At 56.2% G+C, this 23,141-nt stretch carries 18 protein-coding genes; 5 read left to right on the top strand and 13 right to left on the bottom strand.

Annotated features, from left to right (window positions below):
- Positions 1–172 precede the first annotated feature (172 nt).
- Positions 173–1,519 carry a dGTP triphosphohydrolase gene (gene dgt / locus CA832_RS03495; RefSeq protein ID WP_088340744.1) on the top strand — a complete coding sequence of 449 codons (1,347 nt, stop codon included), beginning with the start codon at positions 173–175 and terminating at the stop codon, positions 1,517–1,519.
- A 451-nt stretch (positions 1,520–1,970) separates the two neighbouring features.
- On the opposite strand, the gene CA832_RS03505 is transcribed toward dgt, so the two are convergent.
- Positions 1,971–3,071, bottom strand: coding sequence for a DUF3078 domain-containing protein (locus tag CA832_RS03505; RefSeq protein WP_088340162.1), 1,101 nt, complete (start codon positions 3,069–3,071; stop codon positions 1,971–1,973).
- Complete coding sequence (locus CA832_RS03510) at positions 3,064–4,836, bottom strand: 1-deoxy-D-xylulose-5-phosphate synthase (protein WP_088340163.1); 1,773 nt, start codon at positions 4,834–4,836, stop codon at positions 3,064–3,066. Before CA832_RS03510 ends, CA832_RS03505 begins: the two co-directional genes overlap by 8 nt.
- 75 nt (positions 4,837–4,911) lie before the next feature.
- Here CA832_RS03510 and CA832_RS03515 point away from each other — a divergent pair, with 75 nt between their 5' ends.
- Entirely contained in the window at positions 4,912–5,361 is a 450-nt protein-coding gene (locus CA832_RS03515) for a nucleoside deaminase (RefSeq protein WP_233131721.1), read from the top strand.
- 51 nt (positions 5,362–5,412) lie between these two features.
- Here CA832_RS03515 and CA832_RS03520 read toward each other — a convergent pair whose 3' ends face one another.
- The 8 genes from CA832_RS03520 to CA832_RS03555 form a co-directional block, all read right to left on the bottom strand.
- Positions 5,413–5,607: a cold-shock protein gene (locus CA832_RS03520; RefSeq protein WP_088340164.1), complete on the bottom strand. Its 195-nt coding sequence runs from the start codon at positions 5,605–5,607 to the stop codon at positions 5,413–5,415.
- Between the two features lie 85 nt (positions 5,608–5,692).
- A complete protein-coding gene (locus CA832_RS03525; protein ID WP_088340165.1) occupies positions 5,693–5,956 on the bottom strand; it encodes a hypothetical protein in 264 nt (87 codons plus the stop codon).
- A gap of 2 nt (positions 5,957–5,958) precedes the next feature.
- Positions 5,959–7,743: a chloride channel protein gene (locus tag CA832_RS03530; RefSeq protein ID WP_088340166.1), complete on the bottom strand. Its 1,785-nt coding sequence runs from the start codon at positions 7,741–7,743 to the stop codon at positions 5,959–5,961.
- Positions 7,744–7,791: 48 nt separating this feature from the next.
- A complete protein-coding gene (aspS, locus tag CA832_RS03535; protein ID WP_088340167.1) occupies positions 7,792–9,549 on the bottom strand; it encodes an aspartate--tRNA ligase in 1,758 nt (585 codons plus the stop codon).
- 101 nt (positions 9,550–9,650) lie between these two features.
- The gene (locus CA832_RS03540; protein ID WP_088340168.1) at positions 9,651–13,157 is read right to left on the bottom strand and encodes an efflux RND transporter permease subunit; all 3,507 of its coding nucleotides are present in this window, start codon (positions 13,155–13,157) and stop codon (positions 9,651–9,653) included.
- A complete protein-coding gene (locus tag CA832_RS03545; protein WP_088340169.1) occupies positions 13,154–14,332 on the bottom strand; it encodes an efflux RND transporter periplasmic adaptor subunit in 1,179 nt (392 codons plus the stop codon). The genes CA832_RS03540 and CA832_RS03545 overlap by 4 nt, the downstream gene beginning before the upstream one ends.
- Before the next feature lie 51 nt (positions 14,333–14,383).
- The gene (locus CA832_RS03550) at positions 14,384–15,715 is read right to left on the bottom strand and encodes a TolC family protein (protein ID WP_088340170.1); all 1,332 of its coding nucleotides are present in this window, start codon (positions 15,713–15,715) and stop codon (positions 14,384–14,386) included.
- A complete protein-coding gene (locus tag CA832_RS03555) occupies positions 15,716–16,321 on the bottom strand; it encodes a TetR/AcrR family transcriptional regulator (protein ID WP_088340171.1) in 606 nt (201 codons plus the stop codon).
- A gap of 202 nt (positions 16,322–16,523) precedes the next feature.
- Between CA832_RS03555 and CA832_RS03560 the strand changes: the two genes are divergently transcribed.
- Positions 16,524–17,501 carry a polyprenyl synthetase family protein gene (locus CA832_RS03560; protein WP_088340172.1) on the top strand — a complete coding sequence of 326 codons (978 nt, stop codon included), beginning with the start codon at positions 16,524–16,526 and terminating at the stop codon, positions 17,499–17,501.
- On the opposite strand, the gene CA832_RS03565 is transcribed toward CA832_RS03560, so the two are convergent.
- Together CA832_RS03565 and CA832_RS03570 are read right to left on the bottom strand one after the other, a co-directional pair.
- Entirely contained in the window at positions 17,485–18,636 is a 1,152-nt protein-coding gene (locus CA832_RS03565) for a lycopene cyclase family protein (protein ID WP_088340173.1), read from the bottom strand. The two genes, CA832_RS03560 and CA832_RS03565, sit on opposite strands and share 17 nt — an antisense overlap.
- Positions 18,637–18,693: 57 nt before the next feature.
- A complete protein-coding gene (locus CA832_RS03570; RefSeq protein WP_088340174.1) occupies positions 18,694–20,970 on the bottom strand; it encodes a TonB-dependent receptor in 2,277 nt (758 codons plus the stop codon).
- Between the two features lie 82 nt (positions 20,971–21,052).
- On the opposite strand from CA832_RS03570, the gene CA832_RS03575 reads away from it, so the two are divergent.
- Positions 21,053–21,709 carry a metal-dependent transcriptional regulator gene (locus CA832_RS03575; RefSeq protein ID WP_088340175.1) on the top strand — a complete coding sequence of 219 codons (657 nt, stop codon included), beginning with the start codon at positions 21,053–21,055 and terminating at the stop codon, positions 21,707–21,709.
- Between the two features lie 2 nt (positions 21,710–21,711).
- On the top strand, positions 21,712–22,527 hold the full coding sequence (locus CA832_RS03580; protein WP_198944436.1) for a ZIP family metal transporter: 816 nt from the start codon (positions 21,712–21,714) through the stop codon (positions 22,525–22,527).
- Between the two features lie 33 nt (positions 22,528–22,560).
- Here CA832_RS03580 and CA832_RS03585 read toward each other — a convergent pair whose 3' ends face one another.
- Positions 22,561–23,082 carry a DinB family protein gene (locus CA832_RS03585; RefSeq protein ID WP_088340177.1) on the bottom strand — a complete coding sequence of 174 codons (522 nt, stop codon included), beginning with the start codon at positions 23,080–23,082 and terminating at the stop codon, positions 22,561–22,563.
- Between the last annotated feature and the right edge of the window lie 59 nt (positions 23,083–23,141).

Raw genomic sequence — 23,141 nt, forward strand, 5'->3', positions numbered from 1 at the left:
TACCGCCGCAAAGAACGCCAGCCCTTGTAAGGTTGGGGTTAGCTTCGCATTAAACCTTTTTTGCGATATGGTTAGGTAAGTGTTAACAGATTAACCCAATGTTAACCCGTAGGAAACCCCCTTCGGGCACCGCTCAAAAAAGTGGTATCTTGCGGCTTTTACCACGCTTATGATGCACTGGGAGCAATTGTTATCCCTTAAAAGACAGGGAGATACCCATAAAAGGTTGCGCAAGGAACAGGATGAGGTACGCCTCGGGTTTGAGGTCGATTATGACCGGATTATCTTTTCCCCTTATTTCAGAAGCCTGCAGGATAAAACCCAGGTGATCCCGCTTTCCAAAACCGATTTTGTGCATACCCGCCTTACCCACAGCCTGGAGGTCTCCGTGGTGGGTCGTAGCCTGGGCCGTCTGGCCGGCGCTGCTATCCTGGAAAAGCACCCCTACCTGAAGCAGACCCACGGGTACGGGTTTAACGATTTCGGGGCCATTGTTGCCGCAGCGGCCCTGGCACACGATATTGGGAACCCGCCCTTTGGTCACAGTGGTGAAAAGGCCATCGGGACCTTCTTCAGCCACGGCCCCGGCCGGGAGTATGCCAGGGACCTTTCGGAAAAGGAATTCGAAGACCTGCTGCGCTTCGAGGGCAATGCCCATGGTTTCCACCTGCTTACGGCAGACCGGGAGGGTGTGCCGGGGGGGCTTCGCCTGAGTTACGCCACCCTCGGGGCCTTTATGAAGTATCCCAAAGAATCCCTGCCGTATAAACCTTCCGGGCATATCGCCGTTAAGAAGTACGGCTTTTTCCAGGCAGACCGGACCACCTTCGCGGAAATTGCCGGGGAGTTGGGCCTTATTCCCATGTCTTTTGGTTCGGAGGCCGGGTATTGCCGCCACCCGCTTACCTACCTGGTGGAGGCTGCGGATGACATCTGCTACACCATTATCGATTTTGAGGACGGGATCAACCTGGGGCTCATCCCGGAGGAATACGCCCTGGAGTTCCTCATTAAACTGGTTCAGGACCGCATCGATACGGCTAAATACAGGGCCATCCCATCGATGAGTGACCGCCTGGGCTATCTGCGGGCCATAGCCATAGGAACCCTGGTGCAGGATGCCGTACGGGTCTTTATGGAGGAAGAGGAGGCCATCCGCGCCGGGGAGTTCACCGTCGCCCTGCTGGATAAGAGCCGCTTCCAGGCCCAGATCGAAGACATCCTCAAGGTAAGCGTGGAACGTATCTACCGCTCTCAGGAGGTCGTAGAGAAGGAAGTTGCCGGCTACCGTATCCTCTCGGATATCCTCGAGGTGGTTGCAGCGGCTCTGGTGGCCCAGTTCAAAGGCAGCGGCTCTGCCTACGACAAGCTGGTCCTGCGCCTGCTGCCGGCCGCTACCCGGGAGCAATCCCACAATACGGTATACGAATGCCTCCTGGCGGCTGCATCTTATGTCTCATCTCTTTCGGACGGGGCTGCCGTGCATTTACATAATAAGATTACAGGGAAACAGCTTTGAGCAAACCGCAACTGCGTTGCGGCTCGCTTTTTATGTTCATTTTCTTTGCTTGCCCAAAGAAAACGAACCAAAAGAAAGGGCACTTTTTGGGAGGCAATTGAAATGCTTGCGCATTCCAACCGTGAGGCCAGGACTAATTTGCCTCCAAGGCTTCGCCAAATCTTAACGCCCTGGCCTCCCTTTGCTTCCAAAAAGGGATTGCTGGCTGCGCCGGCATTGGGTGAGTGCCTCGAAGCATGGTAGCGATAGCGGTGGCGCAAGCGGATATGCGATCTGCGAAGCAGATGGAAAGCATGGAGCGACCAGCGACAGCCGCGGTTTTGCGATAGCAAAAATCGCATCGAATGCTTCGAAAAAAGGCCTTTTTCTTTCCCTCTTTCTTTTGGGCCAGCAAAAGAAAGAGGAATAAAAGCGAACCGCGACGCCAGTCGCGGTGAGCCAAAAAAGAAACTCAGAACTTATAATTTATTCCAATCCCCAGCTGCTGTCGGAATTGGGTCCGGGGGGATCCCCCATTGAGGACAGTGCCGTCCGGGGCTACCTCCCTGTCGAAGAGGATGTCGTCGTCGTAGATCAGGTGGCCCATGAGGTTGGCACTGATGTACTCGTTCACTTTAAAATTGAACTTCAGCTGCCAGTCTACGTCCACGTTCCACACAATCCTGAGGTAGTCGGCAAACAGGGTGAGGTTGTGGTTCAGGGTAATGTTTTTGGCCAGGGGCAGTTCCCATTTATGGGTGACCAACAGGCCCATTTCCGCGAAGAGGTTCTGCCCTTCGGTAATCACGTTGCCGTCGGCGTCCAACACCGCTTTCTCCACCCCGAAGGCACCCCGGTCTGCCAGTTCCTGGTCCAGCACAAAAGTCCCCTTAAAGGTAACGGGGGACATGTAGAGGTTGAATTTTTTTTCTTCGATGATATAGGAGGTTCCTGCCCCGAAGAACAGGTATCCCGGGGCCATAAAGCGGGAGATGGCGCGGGAGCGGTCCGGGTATTTAAACCCGTCGGCGAACTGGGTGTTGAAATTCAGCTTTACTGAATAAAACCAATGGGTGAGGCTGTCGCGGCGGTACCCGATGGTGCTGCTCAGGCGGATGGCATCGTCGGTTTTTCGCCATTTCCGCCCTTCCTGGGCATTCCACCCAAAGCGCATCTCCAGGTCGTTATCCCACTGGAAGAGCCCGAACTTGTAGTTCCGGCCAAAGTACAGCCGTCCGTTGGCCGATACGGCGTTCTCGCCCCCGGCATTCCAGTTTACGAAGGCCACCTCGGAAAACTGCAAGTCCAATTCGTTGGTCGTGTCCCAGAAGGAGGGGACTTTAAACCGTTTGAAAGGTTTGGTGAGCGGCTTCGTATTTTTAAAGGATATCCGGGGGACCGTAAGCCGCACGCCCCTGGGAACAATACGGATGGGGTACTGAATATCGCGGATGACCATGGTATCTACCGGGATGGTGTCCGGTTCCAGCGCAGGGATACTGTCCTGTGCCCGTAGGGAGCCTGTGGTGCAAACCCACAGAAGGGCAGACCAGAAGATCCATTTTTTATTCATGGAGTAAGCCGTTTAAGAAATCAATCAGGGAATCCCGGTCCAAACCTTCCGCCCTGTACAATTCTTCGGTAGTCCCATGGGAAGGGAAGTGGTCCCGGATTCCCAACCGGTGTACCTTCCCCGCATACCCCATGCTGTGGAGGCTTTCCAGTATCGCGCTGCCGAAACCGCCTTCTAAGCATCCATCCTCCAGGGTTACCACCTGTCTGTAGGTCTGGGAAATTTCCTTCAGGGCCCCCAGATCCAGGGGTTTTACAAACCGCATGTCGTAATGGCCGAACGCTTCCGGCTGTTTGGTGTCAGGGAGGAGGGCGGCGATGCGCTGGCCCAAGGGCCCCAGGGTGAGGACCGCTACAGCATTCCCCGCTTTGAGCCTGCGAGCCTTCCCCATGGGGAAGGCCTCAAACTGGACTTCCCAGTCTTCCTGCATGCAGTAGCCGCGGGGGTATCGGATGGCCACAGGGCCCGAGGGTTCCTGTTGGGCGGAAAAGAGCATCTGGCGCAACTGCTGCCCGTCCATGGGTGCCATCAGGACGAGATTCGGGATGCACCTGAGGTAGGCGATGTCGAAAATCCCGTGGTGGGTGGCCCCGTCCTGGCCTACCAGGCCTGCCCGATCTATACAGAAGATCACCGGGAGGTTCTGGAGGGCCACATCGTGGATGAGCTGGTCGTACCCGCGCTGGAGGAAGGTGGAGTAAATGGCGCAATAGGGGACCAGCCCGTCTGCAGCCATGCCCGCGGCCAGGGTTACGGCGTGCTGTTCGGCAATGCCTACATCGAAAGCCCGTTCCGGATAGGCTTCCATGAGGTAGGTCAGGGAACTCCCGGTAGGCATGGCCGGGGTGATGCCCACAAGGCGCCGGTTAAGGTGCGCTAATTCCACCAGGGTCCGGCCAAATACTTCCTGGTACCTGGGTCCGTGCCCCGGGGTGTGCGCCTGGGGAAGCAGGTCCCCGGTTAGCTTGTCGAACAAGCCGGGGGCGTGGTAGACCACCTGGTTTTCCTCCGCTTTCCGGAGCCCCTTGCCCTTGGTCGTGACCACGTGCAGCAGCTTGGGCCCCTCCTGTTCGTGGGCCTCCCGGAGGGCCTGTAACAGGGCAGGGAGGTCGTGGCCATCTACCGGGCCGCTATACCTGAAATTAAGGTCTTCAAAGAGATTGCCCGTTTGGGTATTCCCGGCCCTGGCCTGACTCAGCAGGCCCTTGAGGGCCCCAACACTGGGGTCAATCCCAATGGAGTTGTCATTGAGGACCACCAGCAGGTCTGCCTGGGTTTCCCCGGCGTGGTTCAGGGCCTCGAAAGCCATCCCGGCACCAATGGAGGCATCCCCTATAACTGCGATGTGTTTCCGGCTGTGTTGCCCGCTGAGCCGGGCAGCAATGGCCATCCCCAGGACGGCGGAAATAGAGGTGGAGGAATGTCCGGTACCGAAGGGGTCATACGGGCTTTCTTCCCGTTTGGGGAACCCGGAAAGCCCGCCCCATTGGCGGTTGGTATGAAAATCCTTCCGCCTGCCGGTAAGGATTTTATGGCCGTAGGCCTGGTGGCCCACATCCCAGACCAAACGGTCATCCGGCGTATTGTACACGTAATGCAGGGCAAGGGTGAGCTCCACCACCCCAAGGCTGGCCCCGAGATGCCCTGCCTTTACCGAAAGGATATCGATAATGTATTCGCGAAGCTCCTTGGCAACTTCCGGGAGGGCTGCTTCGGGGAGGTTCCGGAGATCTGCTGGGGTATGGATGTGCGCCAGAAATTCCATAAGCGCGTTAAAGGTAGTGCAAATTGGAAGATTCCACCCCCAGGCTGAATAGGGAGAAATTGTATTTTTACGGCTGTGGAATTCGTGCTCGACGATAGTTTTTTTATGCGTAAGGCCCTCCAGGAAGCGGAGGTGGCCTACGAAAAAGGGGAAGTGCCTGTAGGGGCTGTGATTGTGGTACAGGACCGGGTTATTGCCCGCGCCCACAACCTTACCGAACAGTTGCGCGATGTTACCGCCCATGCCGAAATGCAGGCCATTACCGCAGCGGCACATTTCCTTGGGGGGAAGTACCTGACCAACTGCACCCTGTATGTAACCCTGGAACCCTGCCAGATGTGTGCCGGTGCCTTGTACTGGAGCCAGATCTCCCGGGTGGTTTTCGGGGCCTACGACCCCCAGCGAGGCTTTACCAAGGCCGGGGGCATGCTGCACCCGAAGACCCAGCTAGCGGGGGGTATCCTGGAGGAAGAAGCTTCTGAGATGCTCAAGCGTTTCTTTATTGAAAAGCGAAACCTCAACTAAAAAAAAACACCGCTCTATGGCGGTGTTTTCCTAACTCAAAATAAAATAACGTTATCCGATTACCTGCACATTTGCGGCAACCATTCCTTTACGACCTTCGGTCTCCTCATATTCTACTTTGTCTCCTTGGTTCAATTGCAACCCGCCAAGTGCGGTTGCATGTACGAAGATGTCCTTTCCGGTGGCATCATTTACAATGAACCCGAAACCTTTGGATTCATTGAAAAATTTAACTGTTCCAGTCATTAAAAAAAAGTAATAATTAATAGTAGGACGAATTTAAAATAAAAATCCACTGCTCCATAGGTGTTAGCAGATTATTTGATGGAATTTATTGATTTTCAGTAGAATTTTCCTTCTTCTCCCGCATTTTCCGGATGTTTTCATCCGTGAGCATATAGTCCTTCATTTTCTTTCCCCGGCTCTCCGTGATGAGGAATAGGGGCATGGCCAGCAGGAACAGCCCCACCACCCCAAAGCCGATATACTGGTTTCCCAGCACGCTCTCGGCGTCCATGATGGAGAACCCGTAGAGAATAGCGCCCAGGGAGGCCAGCACAATTCCTGCAACCACATATCTGGATACCTTCTTCATAACTACGGGGTAAAGGTTATCAGTTTGCGCCGGTAGGCGGTGAGCATTTTCGATTTGGATACAAAACCGGCGTACTTGCCGTCGCGGATCACGGGGAGGTTCCAGGCCCCGCTGTCCTGGAATTTTTTCATCACCTGCTTCATATTGTCCTGGCCGTAAAAGATCTGTTCCGGGGGGTTTTGCATAAAGGACCCCACGCGCACTTTGTCGTACATCTCCATATCGAACATGAATTCCCGGATATCGTCCAAAAGTACAATCCCCTGCAATTTTCCTTCCGCATCGACCACTGGAAAGATATTACGGGTGCTTTTGGCTACGGACTGGTGGAGCATTTCCCCCAGGGTCATGTCCTGGGATACCGTTTTGAATTCGGTTTCGATAACCTCATCCAGTTCCATCAGGGTAAGGACGGTCTGGTCCTTGTTATGCGTGAGCAGGGCTCCGATACGTGCGAGTTCCTTGGTATAGATGGTATGTTCCATGGTGTTTCGGGTGATGAGGTAGGACATGGCGGCCGTAATCATCAGGGGGACAAAGAGCTCATAGCCCCCGGTAATCTCTGCAATGAGGAAGATGGCCGTCAGCGGGGCGTGGATTACCCCGGCAATCAACCCTGCCATGCCCACCAGGGTAAAGTTCGATTCACTCACGGAAATACCGAGCCCCAGGTTGTTCAACACCTTGGCCATTACATTGCCCAGGGCGCTCCCCATGACCATGGTGGGGATGAAGATCCCACCCGCACCCCCAGCGGCAAACGTCGTGGTCATGGCGACCGCCTTAAAGAGGGTTATCCCGAAGAGCAACCCAATGACCACCCAGATATTATCCACATAGGCATCGAAGGGGGTTTCACCCAGCGCCCTGAGGTGGTCGCCCTCCAGCAGGTTGTTGATAAAACCGAAACCTTCCCCGTAGAGGGGTGGGATGAAGTAGAGCATCACCCCTATGGCCAACCCGCCTACCAACAACCGGTATTTCGGGCTTCGCAGCGGCTTGAACCACCGCATTATGGTAAAGTAAATCTTGGAAAAATAGATAGAGGCCACGGCGGTCCCCATCCCCAGGAGGATGTAATACACACTGTCTGTAACCTCGAAACTGTCCTGCAGGGCAAAGGTGAACAGGGTTTCGTCCCCCAGGAAGAAATAGGAGGTCAGCACCCCGGAAATGGAAGCCAGCAGCAGGGGTAGCATGGAAAGCATGGTCAGGTCCAGGCTAAAGACCTCCACGGCAAAGATGATGGCCGCAATGGGGGCCTGGAACACCGAGGCTATGGCGCCTGCGGAGGCGCAGGCGATGAGCAGGGAGCGGTCCTTGGAGCTGATGTGCAACAGGCGGGAGACATTGGAGCTGAGCGCTGCCCCGCTGGCTACCGCTGGCCCCAGCAATCCCACGGAACCCCCGAAACCTACGGTGAGGGGGGCAGTGACCAGGGGGGTCACGATCTTCCGGGCCGAGATGATCCCCTTTTTCCGGGACAGGGAAAAGAGGATGGACGAGATGGCGTGCTCCAGGCGCTCCTTGTGGACATACTTCACATAGAGGAACACCAGGGTAAGCCCTACAATGGGCAGGATGAAATAGAGTTCTGTGCTGAGGAAAAGCACCCCCTTCTCCAGGGCCGATTCTATAAAATACGTGGTGTTCTTGAGGGTAACCGATACCAGCCCCGCAAGCAGCCCGAGCCCCACACTAACGATGTGGGTAAAGGTCTTATGGGAAATATGCTTGTAGCGCCACTTGAGGAAACGGGTAAGCAGGCTGTTGGGTTGGTTTCCCATATCGGCAAGTCTATGTTTAAAGGTACAAAAATTGCCGGGCCCCCATCGTTAATCGGCCGAAGGCCGGAGTTGCAGGTGGAGCTCCTCGAGTTGTTCTTCATCGATGGGCGAGGGGGCATCGATCATCACATCGCGCCCGCTGTTGTTCTTCGGGAAGGCGATGAAGTCGCGGATCGATTCCTGCCCGCCCAGGATGGCTACCAGGCGGTCCAGCCCGAAGGCGATACCCCCGTGGGGGGGCGCCCCGTACTGGAAGGCATCCATCAGGAAGCCGAACTGCGCCCGGGCCTGCTCTTCGGTAAAGCCCAGGTGCCGGAACATAACGGCCTGGGTCTGTTTGTCGTGGATCCGGATGGACCCCCCGCCTATCTCATTTCCGTTCAGCACCAGGTCGTAGGCATTGGCCCGTACCGCAGCCGGGTCGGTTTCCAGCAGTTCCAGCTGCCCGGGTTTCGGCGCCGTAAAGGGGTGGTGCATGGCGTGGTAGCGCCCGCTTTCCTCGTCGAATTCCAGCAAGGGGAAATCCACCACCCAAAGGGGGGCGAACTCGTCTGCCTTGCGCAGCCCCAACCGTTCGGCCATCTCCATCCGAAGCATGCTCAGGCGGGTGCGGGTAGGTCCGGCATCCCCGGAGAGGATGCAAATCAGGTCCCCCGGGGCTGCCCCGGTGGCCCTGGCCCAGGCCTCCAGGTCGGAGGGCTCATAAAACTTGTCTACCGAGGATTTGTAGCTGCCGTCTTCGTTACATTTCACATACACCATCCCTCCGGCTCCCACCTGCGGCCGTTTGACCCAGTCTACCAGGGCATCAATTTCCTTCCGGGTAAAGGAGGCGGCTCCGGGGACGGCAATCCCCACCACCAGTTCGGCCTGGTTAAAGACACTGAAATCCCGGTGCTGGGCTACTGCGTTGAGTTCCCCGAATTCCATCCCAAAGCGGATGTCCGGTTTGTCAGACCCGTACCGGCTAATGGCCTCGTCGTAGGTCATGCGGGGGAAGGCACCGGTTTCCACCCCGTTGATTTCTTTGAGCAGGTGGCGGGTAAGGCCTTCGAAGGCCTCGAGGATATCGTCCTGTTCCACGAAGGCCATCTCACAATCGATTTGCGTGAATTCCGGCTGGCGGTCTGCGCGGAGGTCCTCATCCCGGAAGCACTTTACGATCTGGAAGTATTTGTCCAGCCCGCCTACCATGAGCAATTGCTTGAAGGTTTGGGGCGATTGGGGCAGGGCATAGAATTGCCCGTCGTGCAGACGGCTCGGCACCACAAAGTCGCGCGCGCCTTCTGGCGTGGACTTGATCAGGTAGGGGGTTTCCACTTCGATGAAGCCTTGCCCGGAAAGGTAGTTGCGCACCTGCATGGCTACCCGGGAGCGGAAGATGAGTTTTTCCTTTACCGGGTTGCGGCGGATATCCAGGTAGCGGTATTTCATCCGCAGCTCCTCCCCCCCGTCGGTTTGGTCTTCGATCGTAAAAGGCGGGGTTTGGGAAGGGTTCAGCACCTTCAGTTCCGACACCAGTACTTCAATGGCCCCGGTGGGGAGTTTGGGGTTTTTGGACGCCCGTTCAATAACCTCCCCTTCTGCCATCAGCACAAACTCCCGCCCGGCATTCCGGGCCTGCTCCAGCAGGGCTTCCGGGCTCCGCTCCTGGTCGAAAACCAATTGGGTAACCCCGTAGCGGTCCCTGAGGTCGATCCATACCACAAATCCCTTGTCCCGGATTTTCTGCACCCACCCGGCCAGGCGGACGCGGGTTCCGATATGCGATTCATTGAGTTCCCCACAGGTATGCGATCGGTACATGTCTTATGCGTTTTATGCCTGCAAAGGTACATTAGAAAGCGGGAAGCTCACAACGCAATTGCAAACTTCCCGCCTAATGGATTCGGTACGATTTCCTGCCTTTAAGCCGCCTGCCCCAGGGCTTCGCGCTGCGGTTGCGGTTTTTCGCGCCGCCGGCGCACGGCCCGTTTGATCCGGTAGGTGATGTTGAACAGCACCGGGACGATGATCAGGGTCAGGAAGGTGGCCACAATAAGGCCAAAGATCACGGTCCAGGCCAGGGGTCCCCAGAAGACCACGTTATCGCCCCCGATATAGATGCCCGGGTCGAAATTCGCAAATAGTCCCGGGAAATCAATGTTCAGGCCAATGGCCAGGGGGATCAGCCCCAGGACCGTGGTAATGGCCGTAAGCAATACGGGTCGCAGACGGGCCTTCCCTCCTTTTACGATGGCTTCAGTAACGTCGGACATGGGCAGTAGGTCCCGGTCGTCCAGCCCCAGGGCCACCTTCTTCCGGTCTATGAGGATCTGGGTATAATCCAGCAGGACCACCCCGTTGTTCACCACAATCCCCGCCAGGGAAATAATCCCCATCATGGTCATCATGATCACAAAGGGCCACCCGGTAAGGATCAGCCCGCCGAACACCCCGATAAGGCTCAGGAAGATGGCCGTCATAATGATGGCCGGCTTGGAAATCCCGCCAAACTGGAAGACCAGCAGCAGCATAATCAGGCCCAGCCCGGTAAAGAAGGCCCCCATTAGGAATTGCATCTGTTTGTTCTGCTCTTCTATCTGCCCGGTATAATCTATCTTAACCCCGGCCGGCATATCGCGGAAATCCGCCATGGCTTCCTGGATCTGGGACACAATGGCCCCTGCATCGGTAAAGCCGGGTTTCAGGCCGGAATAGACAGTAACCACGCGCTTGGCATCCTTGTGCTTGATAGCGCTGAAGCCCGAGGTGTTGCGCTGTCGGGCCACCGCGGAAACCGGAATTTCCTTGATCTGCCCGTTGGAGGCATCCCGGAAGATGATATTCTGGTTAAAGAGGGCGCTGGTGTTGTAACGCAGGTCCTCGTTAAACCGGACATTGATGTCGTAGTCTTCCCCATCCTTTTTGTAGATGCCGGCTTTGTCCCCGAAGAGGGACCGCCGCAGCTGCATCCCCACCTGGCCTACGGCCACGCCGAGTTCACCCGCTTTCTCGCGGTCTACGACCACTTCCATAGAAGGCTTGCTCTTATTGACGTCTATCTTGAGCTCCTCGATGCCTTCAATATTCTGCAGGTTGATAAAGGTGCGCATGCGCTCGGCCACCTGGATGAGGGTATCGTAGTTTTTCCCCTCCAGTTCTATGTTGATGGGGTACCCGGCCGGGGGGCCAATGGGGTCCTTCTCGACCGAGATTTCGACCCCCGGGTAAACCCCGGCCAGGGCATCCGAAATATCGGCGCGCAACTGCTCGGTGTCCTTCCCACCCCGGTACTTGAACTCCCGCATGGAGAGGGTGATTTTCCCGCGGTGCGGCATTTCGGCGGTAGAGCCCCCGTCGGTAAAAGGGTTTTCCGAGCCGCGACCCACCATGGAAACCGTAGATTCCAGCAGCATGTTCCGGTCTCCGCGCATATAGGCGTCGGAGTCTACAATGTCATATACCCGTCGCTCGATTTCCCGGGTGAGGGCATTGGTTTTTTCAATGGCCGTCCCCTGGGGGTATTCGATGTAGATGTAGATTTCATTCGGGGTGTTGTCCGGGAAGAACTCCACCTTGGTACGCTGGCTTCCCAGGGAGGCGCCGAACCCGATAAAGGCCAGGATCAGCAGCAGGAACATGACCCCGGAATACCAGTAGACGTTCTTCCCACGCAGGGCCCGCTGGAGCTGCTTCTCGTAGAAATTCTCCAACTTTTTGAGGGTCTTGTTCTGGAAGCGGTTGGCCGAGTTCTTGATGACGTATTTATAGAGCCAGAACATCCCGGCGGTAACGACCAGGAGAGTTCCCAGACCCCGCACAGGGCCGGCCACAAAGAAAACAAACAGGCCCAGGGGCACCAGGATAGCGGTGATGCGCAGGAGCTGTTTCCGGGTGAGTTCCTTCTGCCCGGTTTCCATAAAGCTGGACACCAGCATGGAGTTCATGAAAATGGCCACAAAGAGTGAAGATCCCAGCACTACCGAAAGGGTGATGGGGAAGAAGATCATGAATTCCCCCATGATGCCGGGCCACATCCCCAGCGGAACAAAGGCGGCAACCGTGGTGGCTGTGGAAATGATGATGGGGATGGCAATTTCACCAATCCCTTTTTTAGCCGCTTCAATACGGCCCATGCCTTCCTCGTCCATAAGGCGGTAGACGTTTTCCACGACCACTACCCCGTTGTCTACCAGCATCCCAAGGCCCATAACCAACCCAAAGAGGATCATGGTGTTGAGCGTATACCCAAGCGCCGAGAGGATCATAAAGGACATAAACATAGACATGGGGATGGCAAACCCCACAAAGAGGGCGTTGCGGAAGCCGAGGAAGAACATCAGTACGGTTACCACCAGCAGGATACCGAAAATGATATTGTTCACCAGGTCATCAACCTGGTTCAGGGTACGGCTGGAGGAATCGTTGGCTATTGAGACATTCAGGTCCCGCGGCAGGTATTGCTGCCGGGCATTATCCACGATATCCCGGATTTTGTCCGCCGCCGTGATGGCGTTCATGCCGGAGCGCTTCTTGATGTCCAGCATGACCACGCTTTCGCCTTTTTCCCGGGCGTAGGTGGTCTTGTCTTCCTCCCGGAAACGGACCTCGGCAATATCTTTCAGGTACACGGCATTCCCGTTCTCGGACTTCACCACGAAGTCCTCGAGTTGCCCGGGGTTTTCGATTTCCCCCAGGATGCGCACGGTACGCCTTTGGCCCCCGGCTTTCAGGTTTCCGGCAGACATGGTCATATTTCCGTTGGCTATGGCGCCCAGCACATCGTCGAAGCTCACCTTGGCGGCCATCATTTTGTAGATGTCCACGGCCACTTCAACCTCTTTTTCCTGCGCTCCCCGGATATCGACCTCCTTGATCTCTTCAAGGTCCTCGATTTCATCCTCCAGCATTTCCCCGTATGCCTTTAACTGGTCAATGGGGTAGTCTCCCGTGAGGTTCACATTCATGATGGGGAAGGACTCCGAGAGGACCAGGTCGAAGACATTCGGCTCTACCTTGGCCCCGTTGAAAATAGGCCAGTCCTCGCTGGCCTTTTCGGCATCCACCTCATCCTGTACCTTCAGCTTGGCCTCCTGTACACTGATGTTTTCGTCGAATTCCACCACAATCATGGAGTAGTCCTCCTGGGAGGTGGAGGTAAGTTCCACCAGGTTACTCACGTTTTTGAGCCGATCCTCCAGGGGGTCCGTTATAAGGCGTTCGATGTCTTCCGCCGTGTTCCCGGGGTAAGGGGTGCTGACGTAGATCTTGGTTTCCTGTACCTCCGGGAAGTCTTCCCGGGGCATGCCGAAATAGGCACTGATCCCCACCACGAAAAAGATGCCGATCATTACATAGATCACCGAAGGGTTGTCTATGGCCCAGGAAGCAAGCCTGAATTCCTTGTTTGCGTTTCGCTTTTGCTTGCTCATGCCTTATTGAGGATTTGGATTTCCTGCCCTTCGCGGATGCGGCGGGCGCCTTCGGTTACAATTTGTTCGCCCGGGGCCAGGCCGCTGAGGACCTCAACGCTGTTGCCCTGGGAGAGCCCGGTCTGGATGACGCGTTTTTCGGCCTTGGCCATGCCCTCTGCCGTTACGCCTGAGGCAATGTACACGTATTGTTCGCCCTCGGCATTTTCGGAGATCACCGTGGGGGGGATAACCAGGGCCTCGGTGTTGGTATAGTTGTTGATCCGGACCCGGGCGGTCAGGTTTGGCTTCACGTTGCCACTGGTATTGGGCACCGGGATTTCCGCCCGGAACGAACGGTTGGCCGGGTTGATGAAGTTCCCGGTTTGCCGGACTTTGGTCCGGATACTGTCGCCCAGTACTGGCAGGTATATCTGCACATCCTTACCAGTCTGCACACTACCAAGGTATCGCTCGGGCACATCTACTTCCACATACATATCCGAAAGGTTAACCAGGCGGAAGACGGCCATGCCGGCTGCCGGGTTCAGGGTACTGCCCTCTTCCTGCATCACCTCGTCTACAATCCCGTTGAACGTGGCCCGGATGGTGGATTTGGCCAATTGGGACTCGGCCTGCTTCACGGCACTCACGGCTGCTTCGTAGTTGGTCTTGGCCTGCAGGTACTGGATTTCAGATCCGATATTCTGTTCCCAGAGGCGCTTTTGGCGCTCGAAGGTCGTCTCGGCCAGGGCTGCCTGGGTTTTCAGCTGCTCCAGGCCGCTGGCCATCCCGCCATCGTCTATGCGGGCCAGGACCTGGCCTTTGCGGACGCGGTCGCCTTCCCGGACCAGGACCCGCTCCAGGGTCCCTGCCATTTCCGGGAAAAGCAGGACGTTTTGTTTGGTCTGCACATCTCCCTGCAGGTCCAGGTAATGCTCAAACGGCACGGTTTCCACCACCAGGGTGCTTACCAGGGGGATGTTTTCGGTACCGGCTATGGCGCTGAGGGCAGAATCCAGCTTGCCGATCTCCCGGCCCAGGCTGCTTTGCTGTTCGGTGAGCTCCTTTTTACGGGCCTTGAGGGCTTCCAGGTTCCCTGAGGCGATAAGCTCGTCTACCGATCCGGGGGCTTTTTCGCCGCAGCCGGCCAGCAGCAGAAGGGCTGCAGGAAGGACTAATGTAAATCGTTTCATGGTTGCTATTATATTCGTTGATTGATGGTAATGTGTCATTGTCAAGTGGGGTTACGGGTTCAGGATGTTCTCCAGTTCGGTCTTGCGGTTCACCACATTGACCATGGCCTGGAGGTATTCCTGCTGGGCCGTGTATAACTGGGTCTGTGCCTGGCGGAGTTCAAAACTCGTGGCCAGCCCTTCGCCGTATTTAATTTCATTTTTGGTTTCGATGCGCTCGGCCAGGGCCAGGTTCTGCTTGCTGGTCTGGTACGTTTCTATCGCCAGAGTATAGTCGGTCCGGGCCCGCTTTACCTGGAGCTCGAGTTGCTGCTCGGTTTCCTTGAGCTGGGTCTTGGCTTTTTCCAGGGCTATCTTGGCCCGCTGGGTACTGGCACTGCGGCCCAGGGAACTGAAGATGGGGATAGACAGGTCAAAGCCCAGGATGGAGGACTCGAAACTCTGCGTCTGGTCGTCGAAATACGAAAAGGGGTCGCTGAAACCTGTACGCCCGTAATTGATAAAGGCATTGAGGGTTGGCAGGGCGCGGCTTTTGGCCAGCTTCAGTTCATAATACCGCTGTTCGTTGAGGTTTTGCACCAGCTTGTAATCCACGTTGTTTTCCATCTGGAAGGGAGACTCCAGGAGTTCAAAACGGGTTTGCTGGGCAACCAGGTCGTCCAGGGTCTGGGTGAGTTCCGTGGGGTGTTCCAGGGGAAGCCCCATAAGGGTATTGAGCATCTGAAGGGTGATCTCCACCAGGCGCTCACTGTTGTTGTATTGGTTCTGGAGGGTGGCCAGGGTAATCTGCAGCTGCTCCACGGACTCCTCCTCGGCCAGCCCGTTTTCGTAGAGTTTCTGGGTTTCGTACAGGTTTTTTTCCACCGTGGCGATGTTTTTCTGCAAGATGGCCACGCTTTCCCGGGCCAGCAGGGTGTTCCCGTAAGCTTCCACCACGGTTTTCCGCACTTCCTGGTCCGTTTTCTCCTTGTTGTTCTGGCTGTAGCGCAAGAAGGCCTGGGTGGCCTGCACGCCTACAATGTAAGACCCGTCGAAGATCTGCTGGCGAAGGGTTGCCGTTGCCGAGGTGGTACGGGGTGGGCCAAAGACCACAGGTACGAAAGTACCGGGTTCCCCGTCGAAGAATTCCGCCGGAATCAGGGATACGGGCTGTTTGAGCTGGTCCTGGTAGGAGACGGCCGCACTGATCTGGGGCAGACCCGTGGCAATGGTTTCCCATTTCTGCTTCTGGGCATCCACCAGGTCGCGGTTGGCGTTGATGGCCGTGTAGTTGTGTTCCAGGGCGTAGGCCACGGCTTCGTCCAGGCTGAAGCGGGTGGGGGCCTCCTGGGAATATCCCAGGGTCAGTGCCGCCAGGGCGAGCCCTGCAAGGGTAATACGCATTTATTCGTGATTTGAGTTGATGATATTATTTAGTATGGTCCTTCCTTTAGGTGTTACAATACCCCGAAGGTGGTATTCCAGGTACATGTCCATCAGTTCGGTCTGGGTAAACCGCGCTTTGGGGAACAGACTCTCGTCCTTGATGCTGGTAACCCCCGTGAAATAAATCAGGGCGACAAATTCCACGTTCAGGTTTTCCCGGTAAATACCCATTTCAATGCCCCTGCGGATATTCTCTACCACGCAGTCCTTCATAATCTCATACTGCTTCTGGTGAAGCTTGTTGTAAATGGCAGGGTAGTATTTCTTGAGCTGGAACTGGGGGGAAGCTTTTTCGTTTTTCAGGTAGTGGTAGGCGAGCTTTTTGATCTCGTAGAGTTCCTCGATGGGATTCTTGCCCAGGTCGCAAATACAGTCTATTCCATGGGATATCGTATGGAACAGGCCCATGGTGCACTGGTCTACCAAATCGGTCTTGTTCTCGAAGTGGGCATAAATGGTCTTCTTGGAGATCCCCATATGTTCGGAGAGGTCATCCATGGTGACGCTTTTGAAGCCCAGGTTGAGAAAAAGCTCGGTTGCCGTTTCCAGGATTTTTGTTTTCATGGGCGTCAAAATTAGCATGGAAACTTTAAAAACAAAAAAAGTTTCCTAAGTTTTACGATTTTTTAACACTGCCACAATACCTCCTGGGACAAGTAGCGGATAATACCGGCATCCAATCATTTTTGACTGGAACCTTGGGGGTGTGACCCGGGAGCAGAGAAGGGGCTTGTATCAGCACGCGGGTTTGGCGTACATTTGGGGCATGATCGATTCTATTGCTGCTTACAGGGAACAGTTCCTGGAATACCTCGGGGCAATTGCTCCTAAGGACCCACCGGATGGGTTGTACGAACCGGTTCGTTACATCCTGGAGATGGGGGGGAAACGGATGCGCCCGGTCCTGGTGCTGCTCAGCGCCGACCTGTTTGGGGCGTCCCCCAAGGAAGCCCTCCCGGCCGCAGCCGCGGTGGAGGTGTTCCACAATTTTTCCCTCATCCACGACGACATTATGGATGCCGCCCCGTTAAGACGCGGGAAACCAACCGTGCATAAGCGGTGGGACCTCAATACCGGCATCCTTTCCGGCGATGCCATGCTCATCCTGGCGTACCAACAGCTGGAGGCCTATGGGGATCCCCAGTTCGGGCAGCTGATTCGGTTGTTTTCCCGCACTGCCCTGGAGGTTTGTGAAGGTCAGCAGTACGACATGGATTTCGAGAACCGGGACGATGTGGCCCTGGCGGAATACCAGCGGATGATCGAATTAAAAACGGCAGTCCTCCTGGGCTGTGCCCTGCAGATGGGAGCTATCGTAGGCGGGGCCGAAGCCCCCGAACAGGCTGCGGTTTACCGTTTCGGGATAGCCCTGGGAATGGCCTTCCAACTCCAGGACGATTACTTGGATGCCTTTGGCGACCCGGAGCGTTTCGGCAAACAGGTGGGGGGAGACATCATCGAAAATAAAAAGACCTACCTCTACCTGAAAGCCCTGGAAGAGGCCAACCCGGACCAGCAGCGCGAACTCACAGATCTTTATTCCATCACCCCTTCGCAGCCGGGGGATAAGGTGAAACGGGTATTGCAATTATTCCGCAGTACAGGGGCAGACGAAAAAACCCGGGAGCGCATTGCGGCCTATACTGACCAGGCTTTTCAAGACCTGGAAGCCCTCAGTGGCAACCCAAAGGCCAAGGCGGCCTTGCACGAGTTCGGGTCCTGGCTCCTTAAGAGGGACTTTTAAACAGGGCCCGCCAGGAAGCCCTCAGGAAGGGCCCCATCGGGCACGAGGTGATGATCCGCAGGTCACCCATTAAGGAGGATTCCTCATTCAGAAATGTAAGCAGCAGGGGGATGGGAAGCCGTTCGAGCTGGGCCGAAAAGATGCGCTGGCCCAAGTGGTTTTCATGAGCAAGGGCATCGAGCAAAAGCCTGTCGTAGAGCCGGAAGCGTCCGGGTTGTCGCAAGACTGGCACCTTCCCGCGTTTGATCCTGTCCAATAGCCGCGGGATGTTGCGGCTTGTATTGCTGAAGGTATACCCTGTACTGGGTTTGGCCCAGCCGCCTGCAATCCCGATATGGCAGATATGGGCGCTGTTGGCTTTAGTGAAGTCATTGATCGTCATGGGGATGCTCCCCTTTTCCGTTTCCAGAATGTCATACCCGGTACTCCCAAGCGTTCCGGAAATATACGCTTCCAGGGCGGCTTCATAAGCGTCATCCTCGAGCAGGTCCTCCGAGAACAGGGTGTATTCCACCAGGGCTTCGGTTGGGCTGAAGGGGAGGACGTACATAAAACGGGTGAGACCTTCCTGGGCGATGTCAAAATCCATAAAGGTGGGGGCCTGAGGGTCAAAAACGGGGTTCTCGGAACGGATAAACCAGCCCTTGAAATGCTGCTGAAGGACCGGGTGGGGTTGCATCAGGTCTGGCGGCGGGGGCAGCAGGACGCTACTGAATACCATCGGGGCCCGGAAGCTCCCCTGGGAGGTATGCACCACCGCGTGGTTTCCCGTCTCTTCCAGGGTTTCTGCCCGGGCATAAATCCGATCGATATGGGGGCACCCGGCTATCCGATTCCCGAATTCCCGGTAAAAATCCTCACCCCTCAGCATTTTGTAGCGGTAGGGCGCCAGGTGGGCCTTACGGCGGAAGCCGGGGCCGCCTACGGTTACATGGTCCCAGCTTCTGAAAAGGATAGGGTCGAAGCGGCCTTCGCCTTTTTCCCAGAAACACCAGGTCCGGTCATTGGTCTTTTCCTTTTCCTGCTCAATCAGGGCAATGCGCTTGCTGCGGAACCAGGGGTCGGAACCCATGGCTTCTGCCAGCATCAGCCCGGATGCGCCACCGCCAATGATAATGTAGTCGTATGCTTTCATGCCAGTGCCCCAGGTCGGGGAAGTGCTAAAGGTACGAATTCGGGTGGTGGAAACGACCTAGTCTACCTGGTACCGGAGGCCTATAAAAGCCCTGATACCCTGGTTGGGCCCGTAAACATAGGAAGGGTCGAAGGTCAGGGCATAAGGGTTATCCGGGGTTGCCACCGGGTCTCCCGAGGCATTGAAGGTCACGTTACGGTCAAAAGGGTCGCTGGCCCGGGCTATGATAAAGGGATTACCCCGGTTGGGGGTCCAGTCCAGCAGGTTTTTCACCCCCCCGTAGAGCTGGAAGCCCCCCAGGCCCTTGTAGGTGAGCTGGATATTCTGCAGGCTCCAGACGGGACTGAATTCCCGCCGGGGGTCCAGTTCACCGAGCAGGGGGAGCCGCATGGGCCCGTACAGGTTGCCAGTATAGTCCACGGCCAGCCTTAGGGCTCGGATTTCATACCCCACACTCCAGGTCCCCATAAAGTTTTCGGTCAGGATTTGCCGTTGTCTTTGGCCATTCTGCGTATTGCTGACATCCTGAAGGGTTGCCCCGAGGCTCACCCTCAGCCCGCTGGCATGGGCCATCTCCAGGTTGGCACTCAGCCCCATGGAAACGGCTTTGCCATCCAGGTTCCGGTACCGGATTTCATCCGGGTTGCTGTCGTAGTCCGGGATAATGGCGTTGGTAAAGCGGGTGTAAAACGCCGAGGCGTCCAGGGCAAAGAAGTGCCCGCTGCGGGTGTAGAATTTCTGAAGGTAGTTCAGGTTGGCGTTCCAGGAGCGCTCGGGTTGCAGGTCCTCCTCGATGATCACGTCCCGGGCCCCGGTAAGGGCGGCATGGTCTTCGGTAAAGAGGTTAACCACCCGGAAGCCGGTACCTGCGTTAAGGCGAAGTACCCCGAATTCAGAGGTTTTCCAGCGGTATGCCACCCTGGGGGTCACCACGGACCCGTGGCGCCGGTCGTAATCGTATCGGAGGCCCGACAGGAGGGAATGACGGGGGCTGAACTTCCACTCGTCCTGGACAAAAATGCCGGGTAGCCAGACCTGGTCCGGATTGTTTTCCCCCCCATTGGCCGTTGCCGGGGTGTTGTCGTCGTAATACGTGTAGCGCAGGGCCAGGCCCGCCAGCAAATCGTGCCTGCCTGCGGTTTTGTCCCAGGTGAGCTGCCCGAAGCCGATGCGTTGCTGGGCCAGGTACGGGGTATCCCCGTATACGGAATTCTGGTCGTGGTCGTTGTAGCTCACCGCCAGCATAAGGGGTTCCTCCGTGGGCAGCTGGTACCGGGCCAGCACTTCCCACCTTCGGGTGTAAATACTTTCCCCATAGACCTGGTCCCCGCCCCGGTTGGCAGGTGTCCACTGCATTTCTCCCCCCCACCGGTCTTCGTAAAAGAACCGGCCGGCCCATTGTAAAACGCGGTTTTGCGGACGTTTTACCTGCCATTTCTGGAAGATGGAAATCCGTTCCTGTAGGGTCACATCCGTAAAATTGTCCCCGTTGTTGTCTATGGGGACATCGTAATTGAAGTAATTGACACCCAATAGGAGGTCTGATTTGGGACTTACCCGGATCTTTCCCCCGGCATCGAGGTTGTATTCGCCCCATCCGGTTACAAAGCCGTCCGAGAAGAACTCCGGTGCCCCGAGAGGGGCTTTGGTGATCACGTTGATGAGCCCGCCAACGGCCTCGCTCCCATACAGGCTGGAAGCGGGTCCCTTTACAATTTCCACCTGTTCAATGAGGCTGTTCGGGATACCGCTGAGGCCATAGACCGTGCCCAGACCGCTCACAATGGGCATCCCATCGATAAGTACCAGGGTGTAGGGCCCCTCCAGGCCGTTGATATGGATATCCCCTGTATTGCAGACGTTGCAGTTTATCTGGGGCCGTACCCCATTTACGTTTTGCAACCCCTCGAAAATATTGGCGGTGGGGTTCCGCTTAAAAAAAGTAGGGCTGTAGACCTCTACAGGGACCGGGGTATCCGTCCGGTTTACCGCTTTCATGGTGCCGGTTACCACCGTTTCGCTGAGTTGTTCCACGGCGGGCTCCAGGTGTAGGTCCAGGCGGGCGGTCTCACCCGGCTGCAACCGAAACTCCGAAATTCCGGGGCGGTACCCCATGGCTGTAACCCGAAGCGTATGCGTTCCCGGGGGGAGGCTCTCCAGCAGATAGTTGCCTTCCAAATCTGTGGTAGTTCCCGCCTGCTGTCCTATTACAGTTACATGGGCGAGGGGTAGGGGTAGCCCGGTCTCGTCCAGGATGGTCCCGGAAACTGCAGTCTGCTGTGCCAGTGCGACCAGCGGGAGCAGGAATATGATGAGGCTACGCCATAATTGCATTAGACTGTAAAATAAATTTAGACAAAGCTAAAAATATGTTTTTATAAATAAAAATGTATTTTTGATACCACTACAACAGGTCATGACGCAATCCGAAGAAAATTACCTGAAAGGGATCTACCACCTGAGCCATGCCGGGCAGCAATCCGTTGCAACTAATGCCATTGCCGAACACATGGAAACCAAGCCCTCTTCGGTAACCGATATGCTCAAACGCCTTGCAGAGAAGGGGCTGGTAGACTACCAGCGGTACAAAGGGGTCTCCCTGACTGAATCCGGTGCCCAAAGTGCCCTGAAGGTGATCCGGAAACACCGGCTATGGGAGGTTTTCCTGGTGGAGAAACTCGACTTTTCCTGGGATGAGGTCCACGAGGTGGCCGAGCAGCTGGAGCACATTAAGAGCGAACAGCTCATAGACCGTTTGGATGCCCATTTGGACTATCCGGATTTTGACCCCCATGGGGACCCGATCCCGGATAAGGACGGAAAATTCAAGGCCAGGGAAAAGCGTTTGCTCTCCTCTCTGCGCCCGGGGGATACCGGAGTCTGTATAGGGGTCAAGGATTCATCATCCCCTTTCCTGCGTTTCCTGGACAAATACGGGATCGCCCTTGGCAGTGAGATATCGGTGACGGCCAAAGAAGAATTCGACGACTCCATGGCCATCCGTCTGGGCGGGCAGGACCTGCAGATTTCCCATCAGATTGCCTCCAACCTCTTTGTAAAACCCAACCGCTGATTATGGACGCTGTTATAAACTACCTGGAATCCATCAACCCCATCCTGGCCGCCCTTTATGCCACCCTGTTCACCTGGGGCCTTACGGCTGCCGGGGCCGGGCTGGTATTTTTCTTCAAGACCATGAACCGGGCCGTGCTGGACGGGATGCTCGGGTTTACCGGGGGGGTAATGGTCGCTGCCAGTTTCTGGAGCCTGCTGGCCCCGGGAATCGAGATGAGCCCCGGGGAGGGCTTTGTCAAAGTGATCCCCTCCGCAGTGGGCTTCCTGCTTGGGGCCTTGTTTATTTTTGGCCTGGACAAAATTCTGCCCCACCTCCACATCAACTTTAAGGAAAGCGAAGGGTTACAAACCCCTTGGCGGCGGACAACCCTGCTTACCCTGGCCATTACCCTTCACAACATCCCGGAAGGGTTGGCCGTAGGGGTCCTCTTCGGAGGAGTGGCCGCCGGGTTCGAAGGAGCTTCCATTGGCGGGGCGGCAGCCCTTGCCCTGGGGATCGGGCTTCAGAACTTTCCCGAGGGGTTTGCTGTGGCCATGCCGCTCAGGCGCTTTGGCCTGAGCCGCAGGAAAAGCTGGATGTACGGGCAGGCTTCGGCTATCGTGGAACCCATTGCTGGGGTCCTGGGGGCATGGGCGGTGCTCACCTTCCAGCCCATCCTTCCCTATGCCCTAGCCTTTGCGGCCGGCGCCATGATTTTCGTGGTGGTGGAGGAGGTTATCCCGGAAACCCAGCTCGACAAGTTTACCGATATCGCCACCCTGGGCTTTATTGGCGGGTTTATCATCATGATGACCCTGGATGTGGGCCTGGGATAAAAAAAAACCGGCCAGCCGGCCGGTTTCATGTTATTACTGCCCACCCTGGCTCCAGGGGGGTACCACCCCGTTAGACCTTGCATAGGCGATTAACTGCCCTTTGTGTTCCCCGTTGTGTTCCAGGATAATCAGCAGGGAAGACAGGCGGTTTGGCTTGGCAAAGCCTAGGTCCACTTCATCGCCAAAGGTTCCGGCTTCTACCATGGCCATTTTTTCCTTGATAAAGGCACTGGATTGTTTGAAGGTATCAATTATGGCCTCTTTGCCCTGGATGGACTCCATGGTCATGATATCCACCCCTTCCGGCAGGGTATAGCCCATCTTCATGGCGATGTAATAGTTGGCGGCAGCCGTGTGCAGGATGGTTTCGCCCACGGAACGAACGCCTTCGGCCGGCCTCCAGTTCATCTGGTCTTCACTGAAGGCTTCTGCCAGGGCTACGATATTCCCCTGGGTTTGTTCGAGCATACCGCTGATGCTGGGCACCACCACGGCTTCCTGAGACCAGGCACCAAAGGTGACGAGTCCCAAACACAATACGAGTACTTTTTTCATTTTCTGAGGTTTTAAGGTTGTAGTCGATACGGAGTCGGTCGGGGGAATCATTTAAAAAT

It is taken from the genome of Robiginitalea sediminis (genome assembly GCF_002198115.1).
GTDB classification, from domain to species: Bacteria; Bacteroidota; Bacteroidia; order Flavobacteriales; family Flavobacteriaceae; genus Robiginitalea; species Robiginitalea sediminis.